Here is a 17,637-nt window from a genome sequence, read left to right as displayed (position 1 = left end):
GGGCGGCAGGCATCTATCCAATGCCATGCACCAATTATGAATGGCTGCCGGGGCGGACGCAAGAAATCGCCGAGCAGTGATTCCGACTACGGGAGGGGCAGTTGGCGCCAGCGCCGGCCACGACGGGGCGATACGCCCCCAGCACACATCTCAATTGCCCGGCCTAGACGCGCTCGATCTCTGTGACCGGCTCGCCAAAACTCCTCTAGGCTGCACATCGTCGGGATACAGAAGGCTCCTCCCTTCGACGCGCCTATGAAAAAACTCAAGGCCGCGGCTTCGCCCCGATCTCCGCGCCAGCCGCTCCCAGCAGATTGGAGAGGTTCTGTTCAACAGGCGTACTCTTGACGTTGAATTTCCGGCTCAGTCTGAACATATCCTGCATCGTCACCAAAGGCTTCCCACGCAGACCTGCGGACTCCTGGTCCTCGGCAACAAAGCCCAAAGCTCGAGCAATCCTGTTTGCCAAGTTGGACAGGCTGCGGTTGTACATGAACACAGCCCGCCCAAAGGCGAAAGCCTCATCCAGCAGTTCACAGTGGAGCAGGGCATAGGCCGTCCATTGCCCGACCTCTTTAGTCTCCTCCGATCCAAGGTTTCGACCAGCAACCTTGCCTAACAGGTAATACAGAAAATCGTCGTCACGATCAGGGGTCCAGCCGTTGATGTAGCAACACTCAACCTGATACGAGTCAAACCACGCGTAGAGGGTTCCGTCCGATAGCATGGTAAGTTCGGGGTAAAGGAGCCGCAACGCGGCAAATTCTTCCCGCCCGTAGTCGGGCACTTCGTTGGTCGGTTCGTCAAGGGCCGCAAGCCGAAGCGTCGCCGCTTGGGCCCAGATCGTCGCAACGTGCGCTTGAACATAGCGCCGAGCCCGAGCGCGTTCGTCGGACCAGGTCGCCTCCCGTTCCTTGACATCGTTAAATAGCGCCTCAGAAACCGGCTCGAAGCCTGCGACGTATGTAACGCCGCCCAAGGCTGTGAAGTCCCAGCCCGCGGGCTCCTCCATGCACTGAAAGGTGGGGCGGGGAGGCAATAGCGCCAAGTCTAGGGGCTCGCAAAGTGACATGGGCTGCCCACGGTAAACAAACTCGCCAAGCCCCGATTGGACAATTCCCAACAGCAGGCCGGCGAAAGCGTCCCGCACCTCGCCTTCCACATGAAAGTCGCCTGGGAGGCGTGCGTTGAACGCGACATGCCTGATCATGAGCGCGCCGGCGGGAGATTCGACCATTTCATAGGGGTTTGGCACGACGCCCCAAGACTCCACCGCTTCCTTCGCGGGAACGATGGCTTCGTTGACTAGGCCTCGAGCGAGATCTTCCAGCGCCACGGTCGTCTCGCGCGCTCTGTATTCCTTGACGAGCTGCACCAGCTTTTCGAACACGAATACGCGCCCATCCTTGACCAGGTACGTCGCGTTGGGTATGCCGTCGATCACGCGCAATTCTGCAATGAGACCGTCATCATGGTTCGCCATGTAGTAACCCATCTCGTCCAGCACAACGAGGAACGGGCTCTGCGCAGACTCACTGGATGATGGGTCCTTCGAACCGAACTTCGCCAACGGCAGCGCCAAAGCCAGATTCATCGCAGCAGCTTCTTCGAGCAGTTGATCGCGGGTGAGGTTAGCCACGAGTGCACGCTGACGCTCCTCTACGGTCAACAATTCGAGAGTTTGTCTGCCTGCGTGCGCGGCAGTCTGCAGGTCGTGATAATCGCGGTACCCCATGGCGACCGCCAGAATATTCTGCTGGTGCGCCAGGCCGCGAAGCTTCGCTGGCCAGCGCTTGCCCAACAAGCGGGCCGACCGGGTAAAAAGCCCCGACGAGAGGTCGTAGGCGGTGACGGGAATACGCATTCCAATAGCTCCTATTGCGCACGGAGTCACGGGAGTTGGCTTGCCGCAGCTGGCGCGAAGAGTGTGGAATTGCGACTCAGAGGCCTAAGCGAAATACAGATCTGACGGCACAGCCTTTGCCAGTTGCCAACGGCGGGACGCAGATCACACCCCACAGCCATACTATCAGACCGAGCTGGCGCACCAAAGAATTTCGCCAGATGCGCGCTCGAGCTCAAGAATCGACCAAAGACGCGCGCCCTTAAGCCGCGAATGGATCACGCGCAGCACATACGTTGGGTGGCCAAGGCCCGGGCGATCACCGTTTTCTCGGTGCCCAGCCCGTGGCTATATGCCGATTGATATTTGCAGAGCAGGGTCAACCGATCGCGATTCCTGGTCGAGGCGAAGTCGTCTGCAACTTCCAGGGCGGAGCGATCGCCCGTGGCCGCGGCGTGGGTGTTCGCCGCCGAATACAGATCCTGCGGGAATACACAGTCCAGTGCGAGCATGAGCGAGTCCAGAACGCCCATAACGCGGTTGATTTGTGCATCGGCGACAGGCGGCGGTGGGCATTTCGGGCCCGGCACGATCTTGGTGTTATGCGGACCTTGGTCTTCAAGAAGCACGTAGCGCGTGCGCGGGTAGCCCAATTCGTCGACTTGGCCGGGGAGGTGCGAATGCTGACCAGTGAGGCCAACCTTCTCGATGTGATCTGCCAGAATCCGGATTTGTCCGACGAGATCCGCGGTCACGCCGCTATTGTCTTGCCCGTCCGCGGGAATGGCGTGGTCAATGCGGATGGTCAGCTTGAGTTTCTTCATGGTGTGTCACCCCCTGGTTGTTCCACACCATGCTATGCCTGGCGCCGGCCGCTCCATAACTTTGAAGCACAAGGCAATGCCCGGAAGCGATGTGGCTGGAGTGTGCCCAAAGGGCGCCCATCCCAGCCGCATTCAACAAGCGCTCGAGAGCCTCGCGTCAGTCCTCAAAGGCCCAGGCAAAAATGCCAGCGTCTACCGCCACTTGCGTCGCGCGCTGAGTCGCGCGCGCCTTGTCCGAACCGAAAGAGGTGCCGCCGATTGCGCGGACTCCGTCGACGTGGACGGAGTAGAGCCAAGTACCAGGGTGTCCAGGGAGGTCTGGCGGAGGGGGCGCCCACTTCAACTTGATGACCGCGTGAAAGTTCGGGTCGCAGGATAGCAGCCGCCGGCGCCAATAGACGAGACTGCTCTGCAGCTCGTGCGGTAGCTGTGCCCGCAGCGCCCCCGATCCACGGGGATGGATTTCGTTCGCTGCACCAGCGACGGACACCCATTGGGACGCCAACCCTTCAAACATCGCCACCATCCGCACGGGGTCTGCTCCATCCGGCGGGGCGACGTGGCGGACCAATTCCGAATTCTCAACGCTCGGGGACAAAAAGGGGTCCTTTGCGATATCCAGCTTCGACGTATCCATGCTTTTGCTCTCTTCTGTTCTGTGCAAACCATGGTACTGACGTCAAAGGGTAGACCAAAATTTCGGGCGTTCTCCCTCCTAAATGGAAAATCCTGCGTAGGGCCGGCCGGGAGCGGCTCCTTAGCTGCATCACTTTTCTAGTGACATCACCGTCGGCGCGGGCTCTGGCGGCCCGTACCCAACACGAAACCCCGCGTTCTCTGAGCATTCAGACCGTACCCGTGTTCCAGCAGGCTGGCCGACGAGCACCTGACGTTCCCGTCGGCCGGCACGCTGCGAGATTCTGCCTCTCTTTTCATATTTTTCAGTATGAATTAACATTACCATCAATTCTTTTATCGATCGGCGAGCCGGTTCCAGGCTCGGCGAGTTTTGTGTTTCGTCACCTTACAGAGACCGGTTCATGTGCCAATGTTATTGCCGATGTAACTGCGACAATGATCGCGAGAAGGCCAAGCGATATGCCATCGTCGCAGGGATCTATGTCCTCGTGTTTGCGCTCTCGGGTGCCGCAATGTTCTCGTCTCTCGTTGAAAATGGGTACGCCGAATGGGCCTCCAACCCTTTGCGCGCTCAGGCGTCGCCAGTCCACCCTCCTGAAGCCACTGGCGCGCCCAGCAGCGATCGACGCAGTGAGGAACTCACCGCGGCGGTCGCCGCAGGGGACGTTGCAGCGCTCAATGAGCTGAAAGGCTTGTTGCCGGGCGGGGATCGGATCGTCATCAGATTGTTCAGCGACGAACAGCTTAAGCGCTTAGTCGCGAAGGCGTTGACGATGCCTGGTACTGCGAACAACGCCGAATTGCTGAATCTGGCCGGCCAAGTGGTAATCGCGGGCGAGGCTGTTCCTTACGCAAACCAGGATGCTGTGCAGCTCCTTTCAAAGGCTTGGACCGGCGGCAAGGCTGATGCAGCCCGCGATCTAACCCTGCACCTCAAAATGAAAGGCGATCCCGCTTCGGCCTATCTCTGGGCGCTGCGCTGCGTTCGCCCGTGTATGCCAATGTTTCCTGCTAGTGAGTATCGCAAGCAGATCGATAGCACACTGGCGGCACGGATTGAAGAGCTGTCAAAAGACAGCAGCATCGTTTTCGCCCCGAGAATCTGAACGCCCCACTTATAAACTAGACAAATGCAAAAAGGCCGGCACTATGCCGGCCTTTAGTCTGTTTATCGGCGGTCCTTATTGGATCGTCGATTTGGTCGCAGGAACATTCCAAAAGAAAAGTATGCGATGAAGAGCAAGTTAATTAATGCGATCGGGAACCAAGATCGCCATGCCGAAGACAACGTTCTGGGCTCTAAGGGACGTTCAATTCGCATATGGCTAAACGAGCTCAAGGCAAATCTGGTCCCATCTTTCGTGGTCAACATCCATTCCTTGGACCATGTACGCCGTAACTCCCCAGAGATTTCTTCCCCGTCGTTCATCACCACCGTGACACCCGGGGTGGGGTTGGCTTGCGAGTCCCAGATAGATCCGTACTGAAGTGCGAGATCCATACTAAAGAACCACAGCGCCAAGCCACCGATGATGGACCAAAATGAATTGACTTTCATCGCTTGAACCACCGGGCTGCGCTGGAGCTCGCCTCGAAGAGAATCGCGCCCCCAATCAAGTTGAACACGGTGAAGCCCACAACAAGGGCCGCGAAATTGATGCCTTCAGCTTCTAGTGCCCAACCAAAAATGCAGCCGGTGCCAACCCCGCCTACCAACATGCTTAGAGCGAAAATCACTTTGATCTGGTTCATTTTTCCTGAATCTCCGTAGGGATCATACCCTCGGTCATTGGTATTAACGACCGCAATTCCAAACTATCAAGCCCCCCACCAACTCCAAAGAATTCGCATCTGCAGCCGCTCCGCAGAATTCTTTGGGATGGCCTGCTCGGTGTGTAGGATGGATTTACGACTATTCAATCTGAGGTGAGCATGATGGGGCAGGCAAAGCAACGCCGCATGGCGCAAGAACGAGTGAACGCGCTCTTCAACGAGATCGACCTGGCGCGCGTCGCGGGGGCGGTGCAACGCGTATGCGCGGCGGCAAGTGGCAATCTAGGGGTCGACTGCTTCGACCAAGCTCTCTTGGCTCAGAGCGTCTTGCAACGCCTCGGCGTGCATGCGGAAATCGTCATCGGCTACGCCGCATGGCGAGTTGGGCCCGGGGGCGGGGACGTTATTTCCCATTTTCCGTCGAGCAACACCACCGTCGGTGCCGGCGCCGCGTTTTTCCATGCCTGGCTGCGCATGGGGGAAAGCATCTTCGACGTCACCACGAACACGTTACGGCTCAAGGCCCAATTACTCGATGCACAGGATGGCGGGAAGACCATGGTCACCTGGGAACCGCAGTATCTATGGATGCCCATGGCAAACTCGCGCAGCCTGGGAGAGGTCACAATGGGCATGCGCGGCGGCATTGTCTCCTACCTCCCGCACCCGGCGCTGCAGCGGTACGTTGAGCTGACCCGAAAGCCTACCGACGGATATCATGAAGACGTGGCCTGGGCGGCCTACTTGGCACCGGACGCCAAAGTCCTGGGCCCAAACAGCCGAATGGCCGCCTAAGCCCGGCCGCACGCTGGCGCCATGCGCTCGCGCATAGGTGCCGGCCCCCCCGGCCCACACCGCTGACGGTGGCCGCCTCTGGTGCGCCGCCATCCAACCCTGTCTGTTTCGTCGCCAATGCTACCTTCTCTGGAACGCTCATACCCCCGCGATAACTACAGCGTGCCACGCATCCATCTGCTTGAGGTCCGCCAGCGGACAGCCCCAGATAAAGGCTTAGCCTGGATCCTCGTTGAAATCGAAGAAGAACCCAGTATCAGCGGGGGTGTCACGCACGAAGCTTCACTGCGACTGAAGTGTCAGCCTGTTTCGCCCACGTATCCGCCCCCCCATGGCACGTTCACGTTCACCGCGCGATATTGGCGCATGTTTAACGCCGTCAAACTCACCGGATTAGACCTTGGCGGGGGTGCAGTTTTCGTCGATCCAGGTGAGCTGCGCGGGCATCGTATCGGTACCTACCTCATGGACTATGTCGTCCACTGGGCCCGGCAATGGCCGGATGCCATTGTGGAATCGATCAAACTTCAGGCGGATCAAGGGAAGGGCGAGGCCGGTCTCCGCCGCAATCGCTTTTACGAGCAATTCGGCCTGCGCTTCGACTACACAACGGAAGAGAGACTGGCGGGGATGTCCATCCCCATGCCCGCCGGAGAGCTTGTGGAGTGCAGGGCTTGGGAACAGAACATCACCGTCCATGAACTGCCCACCGTGCTTGCGCGCCAGTTCTCCACGGCGAGGGAGACGGAAGACGAGCTTAGCTACTTGAACAAGACCGTGCAGGACCAGGCTCGCGAGCTTCAAATTGCGCAACTAAAACCATTCAGGTGGGCGTTGCGACAGGGGTGGCAATCCCTTGTCATTCCCGGCGTGATCACCCTGATGGCAGCGATCGCCTACTGGCAATTGACCAACTAATTCTGAAAGTCATGCCGCGACGAGTTGGAGAGCGGCCGCCGCGGCGCGCACCCCAGCCCGTGGCCATTGCGCAATCTCTATGCCCAGCACATCAGAGCGCAATGGCACCGCTGCTCGGATTGATTGCACCAGCGATCTCATGCCGGCCGGGCTGACACGGGCGCCCTGCGAAAGCACTTCTAAGACAGCACGCTCCGGCTCAGAAGCCATCACCAAGGCCCCCCCGACCTCCACCAACGATGTGCCCAGGCCTGGCCCAGGCGTACCAGCTGCGGGGGCGCCGCGCTGCTGGTAGCGCGCCGGGAATCGATCCGTGAACCACCCGGGCAGCCGAATTGCATCGCCCCCCCAAAAATCGAAGACCTCATCCTGCTCCCACGGCGTGGCCAGACCGCGCGCGCGGAGCGCGGCGCCCCCGGCCAGGTGGATCTGCGGCCATTTGGCCTGAAGGAACGCGATGCACCTGTACGGCACTAGTTCGTCTGCAGGAAAGGCAAATGTCCCGCGGCCGAGCCGAAGCAGCCAATCCGTCTTGACGTAGTAGTTGGCCAGGGCCGGCGAAACACCGACGCTCGCCAACTCCTCCACGCCGAGTGGGGCTCCCCTAGCCAGAGTGGTGTTCATCCGCTTCAAAGGACCATCGCCGCGCATCGCTTCTTCCAGTATTTCCGCATTAGATTAAATTTTACGCGATCTATTGCGGAATTTAAAAGAATGCGAACAACCAAAGTGCGCATTCCGACGGAGTCCTAAATCGACATTCGAGAAACATCAAAAGAATGTTTTATTCCTATAATTCATTTTTCTAATTTCGGCCTGGAGCCCTAGATGACAGAACCCATGCAGGTCCCGTACCGAATCGCCTCGGACAAGACGACAGGAGCTGAATGCTTGCTCGTGGCGGATCGACCTGGCCGCGGGGTGCCTGAGCGCGCCCGGCTGCTTGCCGGCATCCTTCACTGGGTCGCGGCCGACGGCTTGATCGAGCAAGTGGGCAGCCCCTTGCCCGACACCCTGGCGGCAAAGATCGAGGAAGCAGGGGAGTTGCTCGTGGTTCCTATCAGCGAGAGCGGCATGCCCGCCTCGGATTTCGTCCTCAAGTTCGCATAGCACCCCACAGGGAGAACAACTCAATGAACCGCACAAAAGGCGTCAAAATTTTTGATTCCATGAAGGTGGATATGGCGGAGACGCTCAGCGCGCGCGCGCGGGCGTTCTTCCGGCCTGACGCCAAGATCGATCTGACCTCGGGCAATGGCACCGAGAGTCCGCTGTGGTCGAAGGCGGTTCGCTCGTTCGCCACGGCCGCGGTCGCATGCGGACTGGTGGCGACTGTCAATTTGGCGCAGGCGCCGACGCAAGCTTATGCAGCGCAAGACAAGGCCAACGTGGCTACCCAAACCGAGGCTCAGCAGTACGTGAGTTTGGGCAGCATGAGATTCACCGATCTGGTGAAAATTCGCGACAGCATTGGCCTCGACGAGGCGACGCTGCGCGACAGAATCATGCCCCAGTTCGATATGGCTGAGATGTCGTCCATGACGCCCAACGAGAAAGCTCAGCTTATCGGAGGCTTGTACTGGGCTGCGGAAGCGCTGGAAGGGTTCGATCGAGCGATGCAGCAATCACGCCTCGCGATCGCCCAGCGTGGCGAGCCTCCGCGCACGCACGCGGAGGAGGTCAACTCATGGCAAACCTTCCTGGATGACCGTACGACGGAGCATAAGAAGAAGGAGTACTTCTATCACCTGGGGGCGCCCAAGCCCGTGGCGGCGGTCGATCCCGCGGCTCTACAGCGCACGATTGAGCGGCTGCAACAGGTGATCATCCTTCAAGCCGCCGCTCCCGCCGAGCAAGCGCGCTCCTACGAACGCGAGCGCTCCTCGCAGAGCATGGGCGGGTGATTCGGCTGCGCGCGCTCTAGATCAGCGCCAGCTGTTGGCCACGCGCTGGCTCTGCGCCGGCCAGCGCGTAGCGCGATGGGCCAATCGTCCGGAAGCGCTCATACCGGCGCAAGGTCTGGCGAACCTTCTCTTTCCACCAGGGGTTTGCCGACGGCCTGGCGCGCGCCGGCGCCAACGCTTCGTAGATCGAGGTCAAGTCTGCCTCACCCCCCAGCAGACGCAATACGGCTTCCACTGCCCGGGCCCAGACCGGGCCCCGGTGACCGTCCAGTTCTGCGCGAACGCTGCGCGGGAACTGCTGCACGTCGGCCGTTTCACGATAGAGCGCGAAGCCGAACAAGCGCCTGCGGCCATCCTTCGTGAAGGTCGCGAACACCAATGGCAGCTTCAACCCCGGATAGATATTACGCGGGATCATTTCCTGCTCGATCGACCAGCTCTCGGCATACCCCGCAACACGCGCGGCCGTCTGAAATGCGTAGGCGGGCAACAAGAACGCCGCTTGGCCGCCAGACGGCAGGACGCTATGGACGCGCCGAAGCAGGCGATCAATCAGGTCCAGCTGAAAGGGAGGGTTGCCAATCACTGCCGTGGGAGATAGTGGCAGAGCGACGGTCTCAAAATCTCCCTGCAGCACGAGCCGACCGGTGGCAGCAGCTGCAGCGTGGGCCAGGGCAGGGTCGAGCTCCGATCCGAAGGCGTCCACCTCAGGCGGCACCACAGCCAGGAAGGAGCCGGGCCCGCAGGTCGGCTCCCAGACCACGTCGCCCCGACCCAGGTGAGAAAAGTGGCGTTCGTACAGGGCCTCAGCCGCCCACCCGGGCGTGGGGAACTGCCCCAGCGCCATGCGGGAATCAATCTGCGTCATGGTCCACCTCCATCTTCGCCAGCTGCAGAGCGTGCGCTGCTTTCGCACAGAGGAAGATCACCTCGATGGTGAGGTCTTCACGCTCGACCACACTCAACACGATGCCCCCTAAAGCTGTGATCTGCATGGCCGTAGAGTAGAAATCGGCCACGTCCGTCAAGCACTCGCGACCAAGTCCGAGGTCTTGGGGCAGGGGGGCGCCGACTGAAATTTTCCGTACCAACTCGCCATACGCGATCAGATTCGATGCCGTGGTGGGCGCCGCCTTGCCAGTATCATTGCTCATGGATGCTCCTCGTGTTCAGGTGAGCACCATCCTACCGAGCTGATACCTGCGGCGAAAATTTCCGCCCGGGTCGCGCCCGGCCCGGGGCCGGGTTTCCGCGAAGGTCCTAGAAGCCGAGACCCAGTTGCCCTGCTGCGTCCTCAACGGGCGCGCACGCGAAGTCACCGAGCTGCCTTTCCAACCAGTCGGGAACTGGATTCGAAGAGCAGCTTCGAACGGCGGAGGGCGTAAGGTAGATAGGCCTCTTGCTCATCCTCTCCTGAAAAATCGCCTCCGCCGACTCACGTGGCGACTTCCCCAAACGCACCTTGTCGAAGGCGGACAAGAAGCCTGTTTCGCTGATGAATGGCCGGTGTACGTCGACGGCATGGAAGTGGAAGCTCACGTGCTGCGGGCCAAAACCTTCTTTGATCTCAACCCGAGCACGCATACCCTGCACGGAGATAAGGAACTCGCCTTTTTGACCCCACAGGGGTTCTTGGCCGGGCGTCGCCGCGCAGTGTCGATCCACCACATGGCCGGCCGCCTTAGGGTTGCAACAATCCCGGCTCGCGAAGAACGTATTGCCATTGAGCCTCCACACCACGGCGTCATAAGTGCGGAATGCGTCTGCGATCCCCGACGCGTCTCCAGCCATCACAGCTTCATTCAGTCGATCAATGGCTTTTCGAGCCACAGCCAATAGTTCCTCTCGTCCGCCTGGCAGTTGCTCTGTGCGATCCATCAGAGCGCGATGCTCCGCTGCCTCGCGAGTTTCCAGCTGCGATTTGTATTTCGACGTCATTCTAGGTGTCCTCCAAATGCTACTGGGACCAGCCTATCAAGTGCCGCATGCGCGCCAAAGAATTCGCAGGAAAGGGGAGAGACCAATGGCAGAAAGCGGGCTGTGCGCTATTTTTTCCCTACATTTTTTAGTATGCGTTAATATGCTGATTCATTTTATCTAACCAAAATGTCCCCGATGATATTGGATGCCGCGCTTCGCGCCGAACAGATCGAAATGGCTGTGACGTCTGGCGGAAGCTCCGCCCCGCAGCATGGCGGCATGCGGAGCTGAGGCGATGGGTGAGATGAAACGGGGACCATTGCGACGATTTTCACAGAGGACCGTGATGTCCTCCACACTGCGGAACCGCAAATTCGCCTTCGTGGCATCTTTTCGGCTGTCCCTGGCTCAAGCCCAAGTGGCTCTTCCTCCCTCAGATCTGGGTTGGATGGCGCCCAACAGCGCCCCCCACATTCCTTCTTGGCTGGAGTACTTCCAGCTTATGCGGGAGACATCCGGCATCTCGCCGACGGCGTCCCAGCAAATGGAGGCCTTCCTGGAGCGTTACGCGACCGGTTACGACAAGGACGCGGGCGAGCGCCAGGGGGGCGCATTCCGAGAGGTCTTCGCCACGATTGCAGCCGAGGCGCGACGGATGCTGGAACCCGCCCGAGTTGTGTTTGTGGACGCCACTGACTCCGGATCGAGCCATGCCCGGACGCGTAAATGTGCCGCCCAGGTGGTGGCCGACTGACTTGGGAAAAAGGAAAGACCAGATGAAAGATTGTCCCGCCATACATGAACTGTTCGGAACGCTGTTCGCCACGCGCTGCTCGTGCAATGCAGAATCCTGCCGGCAAAGCTGTTCCGAAAGCGCGTGGCTACGACGTGCGCAGCGCTTCGTCCAATCCTACGGATTGGCGCTTCAGGAGGCTCGGAATACTGCACCTAATTCTCTGGCCTGGTGGTCGGGCGCCACAGAACGCGGACTCGTGCCCACTCTTCCTGAGTACTTTGAACTCATGGAACGCACAGCCGGTGTGTCGATTGCTGCGCGAGAGCAAATGACGCAATACCTGGAACGGGAGTTACCCGGTTTTGACAAAGCGCTAGGTTGCGATCAAGGCAGGCTTTGTTTAGATCATTACCACTATCGCGCCATGATTGCAGCTAACCCGCCGCCACCGACCCGGTTGGCCAGCCCGGGTTTTCATTCCGCCGCACCTTGTCTCGCGGCACCTACGGTTGGTGTCGGGGGCGGCTTCAATATGGGCCCCGTCTCGAAAAAGGCCCACGGGGCCGGGTTCGCAGCTGTCTTTCCGACCGCGCTCGTCACGGTGTTCCTCGCGGTCATCGCCTCAGCCACGTTTTGGTGGGCGGCGAAGGCAATTTCAGACTATCGGGAGCATCAATTCTGGACGGAAATCAGAGGCACGGGAGCCTCTGGCCCTGATGAGCAAACGCGGCTCGGAAGCGGAAATGACACCGGCGCTCAACCGAGTAAAGGCCTCGGACGGTGAATTTGAAAAGCGGCGCAGCGAGCACTATCGTTTCAAGTTACTTTTAGTATCGTTCTGACACATAATGTATCTTATGTAAAGCAAAATTTATGGAAAACACAATGTTGATTAATTCTTCCTACCGTCACGAAAACCCCGCCCGTCCCGCAGCACGGTGGGCCGTGGTTGGCAAGTTGCTCTTGTTGGGAGCGGCGATTTTGACCTCGTACTTCTCAGGCTTGATGAGCGGCCGCTCTGAGAACGCACAGCAGGTCCTTCAAACCTCGGACAGTTACGAGATCCGCCAGGCCGTAGCGCGGTATGCGGTGCGCAAAACGCTGGACGTGGGAGAACCGACTGTGCTGTCGCCCAGGTCGGTGGTTGTCTCCGTGCGTCGGAAGGGGGACACCAGCGACTCCGGATGCGATGTACTCGTGTCGAAATTGCCCGTGCCAGGCTCTGAAACTCTGGGCGCTTGGATCGTGAGTGCGGATAAGTGTGGAAACTGGAAAGGCGCGAATGATGGCCAGGGATGATGAAGAGCTGCGGAATTTGTGATGAATAAGCCCATAGTTCTTCTTAAACGCCTGTTCAAGATGACAGCTGTCCACGCCGACGTGGTGACAGCGACCTCATCTGAAGGCGCTGTCCGCGAGGCTGGCGAGCAACCGATTCCAGACAACGCGGAACACCAGCAAGCGTGGTCCATCAGCTTCCGTCTAGCAATGTTGAAGGGTACCCACTGCTACAACAAAGATCATCTTGATGGCCATATCTTGCATGAGCTGATAGAGGAAGCCGCAGCGCTCCACAACCTCATCGCAATTAAGGCAGGCTATGAGGCACGTACTGCCCAGGCTGACTGCGACGGCGGACCGCGCATTGTCTGTCAAGTCACAATTGCTTCTGTAGACAAGGCCTCGGAACCAAACTTGCCTAGCCACTTTTTCCCTGGTTGCGGCAGCGATGGCGCAGAATTTCGCGTCACTGAAGGCGAAATACCCTCGAAAGAGGCGATGGATCAATTGCTCCAGGAATGGCACGGCGACTGTTACCTAGTCCATTACGACCACCATTCGGGGAAGGGATATTTCACGATGCTGGACTGCGACGCACCCGACTCCGGCACGGTGATTTCTCTTTCTCAACGTGCCACTAGCTGAACTCGCAATGACGATCCGCCAAAGCTCAATGGCGTGCTTTCGAAAATCGGTGATTAGGCAAAGCCGGCCTCAACCCACCCACCCTCACCCCAGAAACAGTAACGACGATGACTCCGAACACACCCCCTCCCGAGCAGCAGTCGACGCGCCCTCCCCTGATCCTGTTGGCATTGATTGCAATGGTCGTGCTGGCAGCAGTCGGGCTGGATGCCCACCCAGATCAATTGGATCGAGCCGCGCGGGTCGCCGGATTTCTGTCGTCCCTTTGCCTGCTGCTTCTTGTCAGCAAACCGTACTTGGTACGTGCCTATCGGAAACTGTGGTCGCGTGCCACAGATGATGTGAGTACCACGCCGTCCGATGAATCGCACCACGACGCATCCGATGCCGCCCCTCTTCCGACCTTGACTTACAGCACGCTAACCGCTGAAACCGGCCATCACATTGGCCATCAGCTGAGGCTTGGACAGATCCAGAGCGCCGAGGCGCTATATAGCCTTTGGGCAAGCCTCTGTTCCTCCATTGAGGATCCTGCCGGCCGCAATTTTTCGATCACGCTCGCTAAGGCTATCGAGGATGCCAAAGAGCGAGTGAATCGTCACGGACAGATCGTCGAGCGCGCCATCGGTGCTTACGGGTTTACTTTTGGAGACAGCAGAGCACGCGAGGCCAGCTTGCCGCCTGTCATCCAAATGCTCGCCGCGGATGAGCTTGTTCGCGCATGCCGGGAGGAGCTCTTTCCGGGCGACTCAACCGACGTGCTCGACCTGATTCATCATTCCTGGCTCACCGGGGAAAGCTTAAAGCTCGTCGATGAGGCAATTTGGTCCATGCGGAGCCAGGGCCGATATCTCCAACTCAAAGCAGCGGTACCCGATGCACCCACGGTCACCGACGCGCGCGAGCGATCTGCGGAGTTGATTGCCTCGGTCGAACGCACCCTTAACGCACACGGACTTCGCTTTGGAGTGAACAGGGCCCATGAGGTGAGTCTGCCCTTGGAGATCAGAGGTATCGCAGCGGACCAAGTTATCCGCGACTGCCAAGACTATGTCTATCCAGGCACGCAAACGGTAGATATCGAACTTCTCGTCCAGCGTGCTGCGGACTCTGGGTTGAGCCAACGGCTCGTTGAAGATGCCGTGCAAGCTGCACGCCAGTCCAGCCGATATATCGAGCGCGCCTACAGCAAAAATTCCGTAATTTTCTAAGGAGCAACTCATGAAAGAGCGTCGGAAATTTGCAACTGAAACTTTTATCGCTGCCCTGACGTGCTTACGCGCAAACGGCAGAAACTATTTCAAGAGCCCCCGCCTTATGTCGAGATTGGGTAGCACCGTAGCGCGCATGATGGTCTGGCCGGCCGTCGCCTATGCCGCATTCCTGGGACTCGCCCCTGGTGCATTGATTTGGATGATGAAGTCCGGTGCCGTAGATCTGCATCAGCTAGCAGGAGAGATTGCCACTCAGCCGACCCAGTTGTTCGAACTGCTTCAGCGCTTAGACCTAAACGCCCTCTGGCTAGCCGGAGCAGTCGTACTTTTGGTCATTGTGAAGGACGTCCTCCTTGCGAGCGGGCTTCCTCCAACTTCAACTTCCCATGGCAAGGAGGGTCACTCATGAAAGCCACTTTCGATGCCACCAAGCTCATCATCGCAGCGCTTGGCGCGCTAGCAAGCAGTCCTCCCGCAGTCGCATCGAGCGACCTGGCAATACCGACCGTTGCGATGCATGTGCAGTACACCGGCGCCCCCGTGGGCAATGCGACTGCCGAGGCCGCACTCCCGAGCCTACGTACCTGGTCAGGCACGCTCTCGGTACCTCTCCATGGCCATGCCTACACCTCTGAGCATATCTCGCACGTTTACCTCTTTGAATGCAGCGCAGAGTTCATCGAGCAGAGCAAAGTGAACCTGGGTCTCCAGCTGTCGATCGCCAGCGTGAACGCGAACGAGAGCTTCATGACTTTCGAAGTGAAAACAAAGGTCCAGACAGTTCACAGCATCGATGTGGCCACCAGCCCCGACTGTGTTCTCGGACCCGGCGCCGAGGTTCTACGGCCGGTTGTCGGAACTCGCGCGGCCACCGTACGGCTGGAACTCGCCCGCGACGGGACGCCAGCAACAGTTCCCCTCTTGGATGGCTCCGTCATGCAAATGGCCATCATCAATGCCCTTGCCGCGACGGAACGAGCGGACCTACCGATGGAAGCAAGCTTCTGAGTTGGACATCCGAACGATTCCTTCCGATGGGATACCGCGGGCACAATTTATCCACAGCCCATGCTCGACGCGATAGAATTTGCAAAAGCCGGCTTCCATCCACGGCGCCCTTACACGTGAGAGGATCCGAACATGGATCAAGTGAATCCACCAACAGAAATTGCACTTCAAGACCCCCAACAGAATAAACCCGTCGTCAACTATCGAGGGCTGATTGTTGCCCCACTTGGCGCGGCCAGCATTCCGCTGCTCGTAGGAATGCTCACATGGGCCTTAAGCTCCTTGCTTCCTGGCAACGTGCCATGGATGCTTCCTGAACTAATGGACGGCTTGGTGCTCCTGAGCGGGGGGTTCTTTCTCATGAAGTTACGCCCCGCTTTCGTTCAAGAGTTTGTGAAATGGTCTGTCTGGCACCAGGATTGTGCGGCCTATCAGCAGGCCAGGAGGCTGCAGGAACTCCAAAGGACAAATGCGCTCTTGCGGGCCGACTTTGGGCACGACGCTCCGACCAAAACCTGATCACGACCTAGCGACATTTCGCCTCTGGCCGAACGCTAGGGACCGTTTGGTCAGCCAGCTCAACAACTGAGGCCGCAGAAAAAAAATATCTGTGCCATTTCACGGCGGGTTTTGTACATGAATCGCCCCCGGGCTTGAATTCGCGCCAAACATGACCAGAGCCCCAGCCTATATTCAAATATGGGGCTCGAAACTCACAGATGCAGGTCGCACAACTCCGAGACTCCTCTTATGCAACTCTTCTTTGGAGATTCTCAGTGTTGGATAGCGTCATTGTCTATTTGGTGGGCGGTTTCGCTGCCATCAAACTCACACAGCATCTATTGCGGGTCCTCTTTCGGCTAATCTGCGATGCCGCATGTGTGTTTTCGTGCGCCCTCTACGTGTTCTGGTACCTCAATTTTGTCCTAACCTAGAAGACGCCCAGGCCGCGCGGCTAGCGACCGCATCAGGCGCCCAGAACCGCGAGCATAGGGTCCGTTGGCGAGGCTGCACCACCTCGCAAGATCCGAGGAACGGCTCTCGTCCCCTCGAGGATGCTTGACCTCAGCCCGCCCGGGGGCTGCTCCGCTTGGTCGAGGCTGTCGTGAGAAGCGCGATCTGGTCATCCTTGACCCGCAGCTGGGCGAAGAGGCTATCGTACGCAGCCTGCTGCTGCGCGACTGTCGCCACTAGGCCCGCGCCGCGCTCACGAAGCTCGGCAATGGTCAACTGAGCCCCTCTCCGTTCGTCGCGCAACGTGTCAAGCTCGGTCTGCAACATGCCAATGCGCAGCTGCAGCTGCTGCTCTGATCTTTCGACGCCTTGCAGCTTGACTTGCAGGACATCACGCTCACGCGCACAGACGGCCAGCGCCGCCTCACTTGCCTTGGCGGTTTCGGCCGCGTGGCGCGCCTCCTGCACGGCTTTGGCGCGTGCAGACTCCAGCTCATTGCGCAGCTGTTTGACCGTTGCTCGCTCGACATCAAGCTCATTCAACCACCGACGCTCATGGGCCGCGTGCCGAGATTGCTCCTCCTGAAGTGCCACGGCATGTGCCTGTCGCTCTCTGCTCGCCTCCTCGAGCATGACTTCCCGTTCCTGGCCAAGCGAGGCCACCTGAGCCTCAAGCTGGGCGGTTCGCGCGTCACGCTCGCGAATCTGCACCTCGGCGGCCGCCAGGCGACTTTCGGCAGCGGCCATTCCCTCCCGCGCCACCTCAATAGTCGCTTCGAGGTCCACGACACGCACTCGCATCTGCTCGCGCATGTCCACCGCGGCGGCCATCTGCTCTTCGGCGTCCCGCTGGGCCTTGGCCAAGGCGTCACGTTCGGCCTGCAGACGAGCCTGATGTTCGCGGCCGGCGAACTGGAGGGCTTCCTGCCAGACACCGGCGGCGATCCGATGGACAGGGTCGGGAATCGCAACGGCGCCGGCGGTCAAGTTGGCCATGCGCTCCGACAGCCCGGTGAACCAGGATTCCAGATACCGCGTAATGGTATTCGGCGAACCGGTATTGCCCATCTGTGCACGCACGCGCTCAATGGTTGGACGTTCGCCGGCCGCGAGCACCGCGTCCGCGGCTTCATGGACGTCCGATTCGGTAATTCCTTTTGCCATGGGGCGCCCCTCAGTTGTC

The 17,637-nt window shown here is 59.3% G+C and carries 21 protein-coding genes; 12 read left to right on the top strand and 9 right to left on the bottom strand.

Annotated elements, in window-relative coordinates; translation table 11 throughout:
* Positions 1–265: 265 nt before the first annotated feature.
* The 3 genes from AXYL_RS33380 to AXYL_RS33370 form a co-directional block, all read right to left on the bottom strand.
* The gene (locus AXYL_RS33380) at positions 266–1,864 is read right to left on the bottom strand and encodes a hypothetical protein (protein WP_013397235.1); all 1,599 of its coding nucleotides are present in this window, start codon (positions 1,862–1,864) and stop codon (positions 266–268) included.
* 257 nt (positions 1,865–2,121) lie between these two features.
* The gene (locus tag AXYL_RS33375; RefSeq protein WP_013397234.1) at positions 2,122–2,667 is read right to left on the bottom strand and encodes a hypothetical protein; all 546 of its coding nucleotides are present in this window, start codon (positions 2,665–2,667) and stop codon (positions 2,122–2,124) included.
* A 157-nt stretch (positions 2,668–2,824) separates the two neighbouring features.
* Positions 2,825–3,304: a hypothetical protein gene (locus AXYL_RS33370; RefSeq protein WP_013397233.1), complete on the bottom strand. Its 480-nt coding sequence runs from the start codon at positions 3,302–3,304 to the stop codon at positions 2,825–2,827.
* A gap of 403 nt (positions 3,305–3,707) precedes the next feature.
* Between AXYL_RS33370 and AXYL_RS34665 the strand changes: the two genes are divergently transcribed.
* Positions 3,708–4,412, top strand: coding sequence for a hypothetical protein (locus tag AXYL_RS34665; RefSeq protein WP_013397232.1), 705 nt, complete (start codon positions 3,708–3,710; stop codon positions 4,410–4,412).
* Positions 4,413–4,860: 448 nt separating this feature from the next.
* On the opposite strand, the gene AXYL_RS33360 is transcribed toward AXYL_RS34665, so the two are convergent.
* Entirely contained in the window at positions 4,861–5,058 is a 198-nt protein-coding gene (locus AXYL_RS33360) for a hypothetical protein (protein WP_013397231.1), read from the bottom strand.
* A 180-nt stretch (positions 5,059–5,238) separates the two neighbouring features.
* On the opposite strand from AXYL_RS33360, the gene AXYL_RS33355 reads away from it, so the two are divergent.
* Both AXYL_RS33355 and AXYL_RS33350 read left to right on the top strand, forming a co-directional pair.
* The gene (locus AXYL_RS33355; RefSeq protein WP_013397230.1) at positions 5,239–5,874 is read left to right on the top strand and encodes a lasso peptide biosynthesis protein; all 636 of its coding nucleotides are present in this window, start codon (positions 5,239–5,241) and stop codon (positions 5,872–5,874) included.
* A 366-nt stretch (positions 5,875–6,240) separates the two neighbouring features.
* Positions 6,241–6,792, top strand: a complete 552-nt coding sequence (locus tag AXYL_RS33350) for a GNAT family N-acetyltransferase (protein WP_049797977.1) — start codon at positions 6,241–6,243, stop codon at positions 6,790–6,792.
* Between the two features lie 9 nt (positions 6,793–6,801).
* Here the strand turns inward: AXYL_RS33350 and AXYL_RS35505 are convergent, their stop codons facing one another.
* On the bottom strand, positions 6,802–7,416 hold the full coding sequence (locus AXYL_RS35505; RefSeq protein ID WP_158307681.1) for an AbiEi antitoxin N-terminal domain-containing protein: 615 nt from the start codon (positions 7,414–7,416) through the stop codon (positions 6,802–6,804).
* 204 nt (positions 7,417–7,620) lie between these two features.
* Between AXYL_RS35505 and AXYL_RS33340 the strand changes: the two genes are divergently transcribed.
* Together AXYL_RS33340 and AXYL_RS33335 are read left to right on the top strand one after the other, a co-directional pair.
* Positions 7,621–7,902: a hypothetical protein gene (locus tag AXYL_RS33340; RefSeq protein ID WP_013397227.1), complete on the top strand. Its 282-nt coding sequence runs from the start codon at positions 7,621–7,623 to the stop codon at positions 7,900–7,902.
* Positions 7,903–7,925: 23 nt separating this feature from the next.
* Entirely contained in the window at positions 7,926–8,696 is a 771-nt protein-coding gene (locus AXYL_RS33335) for a hypothetical protein (protein ID WP_013397226.1), read from the top strand.
* Between the two features lie 16 nt (positions 8,697–8,712).
* Here AXYL_RS33335 and AXYL_RS33330 read toward each other — a convergent pair whose 3' ends face one another.
* The 3 genes from AXYL_RS33330 to AXYL_RS34170 all read right to left on the bottom strand — a co-directional run bounded on the left by AXYL_RS33330 (position 8,713) and on the right by AXYL_RS34170 (position 10,634).
* Positions 8,713–9,564 (bottom strand): class I SAM-dependent methyltransferase, encoded by an 852-nt coding sequence (locus tag AXYL_RS33330; RefSeq protein ID WP_013397225.1) that lies wholly within the window; start codon positions 9,562–9,564, stop codon positions 8,713–8,715.
* Positions 9,551–9,850, bottom strand: coding sequence for a hypothetical protein (locus AXYL_RS33325; protein ID WP_013397224.1), 300 nt, complete (start codon positions 9,848–9,850; stop codon positions 9,551–9,553). The genes AXYL_RS33330 and AXYL_RS33325 overlap by 14 nt, the downstream gene beginning before the upstream one ends.
* Before the next feature lie 106 nt (positions 9,851–9,956).
* Positions 9,957–10,634, bottom strand: coding sequence for a hypothetical protein (locus AXYL_RS34170; RefSeq protein ID WP_013397223.1), 678 nt, complete (start codon positions 10,632–10,634; stop codon positions 9,957–9,959).
* 328 nt (positions 10,635–10,962) lie between these two features.
* Here AXYL_RS34170 and AXYL_RS33315 point away from each other — a divergent pair, with 328 nt between their 5' ends.
* The 7 genes from AXYL_RS33315 (at position 10,963) to AXYL_RS35030 (ending at position 16,019) form a co-directional block, all read left to right on the top strand.
* A complete protein-coding gene (locus tag AXYL_RS33315; RefSeq protein ID WP_013397222.1) occupies positions 10,963–11,370 on the top strand; it encodes a hypothetical protein in 408 nt (135 codons plus the stop codon).
* Positions 11,371–11,392: 22 nt separating this feature from the next.
* The gene (locus AXYL_RS34660) at positions 11,393–12,136 is read left to right on the top strand and encodes a hypothetical protein (protein ID WP_013397221.1); all 744 of its coding nucleotides are present in this window, start codon (positions 11,393–11,395) and stop codon (positions 12,134–12,136) included.
* Between the two features lie 536 nt (positions 12,137–12,672).
* The gene (locus tag AXYL_RS33305) at positions 12,673–13,278 is read left to right on the top strand and encodes a hypothetical protein (RefSeq protein ID WP_013397219.1); all 606 of its coding nucleotides are present in this window, start codon (positions 12,673–12,675) and stop codon (positions 13,276–13,278) included.
* Between the two features lie 107 nt (positions 13,279–13,385).
* On the top strand, positions 13,386–14,489 hold the full coding sequence (locus AXYL_RS33300) for a hypothetical protein (RefSeq protein WP_013397218.1): 1,104 nt from the start codon (positions 13,386–13,388) through the stop codon (positions 14,487–14,489).
* 10 nt (positions 14,490–14,499) lie between these two features.
* Entirely contained in the window at positions 14,500–14,901 is a 402-nt protein-coding gene (locus tag AXYL_RS33295; protein ID WP_013397217.1) for a hypothetical protein, read from the top strand.
* Entirely contained in the window at positions 14,898–15,500 is a 603-nt protein-coding gene (locus AXYL_RS33290) for a hypothetical protein (protein WP_013397216.1), read from the top strand. The genes AXYL_RS33295 and AXYL_RS33290 overlap by 4 nt, the downstream gene beginning before the upstream one ends.
* A 132-nt stretch (positions 15,501–15,632) precedes the next feature.
* A complete protein-coding gene (locus AXYL_RS35030; protein WP_148260771.1) occupies positions 15,633–16,019 on the top strand; it encodes a hypothetical protein in 387 nt (128 codons plus the stop codon).
* A 546-nt stretch (positions 16,020–16,565) separates the two neighbouring features.
* Here the strand turns inward: AXYL_RS35030 and AXYL_RS33280 are convergent.
* Positions 16,566–17,618 (bottom strand): DNA-binding protein, encoded by a 1,053-nt coding sequence (locus AXYL_RS33280; protein ID WP_013397213.1) that lies wholly within the window; start codon positions 17,616–17,618, stop codon positions 16,566–16,568.
* Positions 17,619–17,637 lie beyond the last annotated feature (19 nt).

It is taken from the genome of Achromobacter xylosoxidans A8, assembly GCF_000165835.1.
Taxonomy (GTDB): Bacteria; Pseudomonadota; Gammaproteobacteria; order Burkholderiales; family Burkholderiaceae_B; genus Achromobacter; species Achromobacter xylosoxidans_B.
The sequence above is the reverse complement of the archived record's forward strand: the minus strand, read 5'-3'. Positions and strand labels throughout refer to the sequence as shown.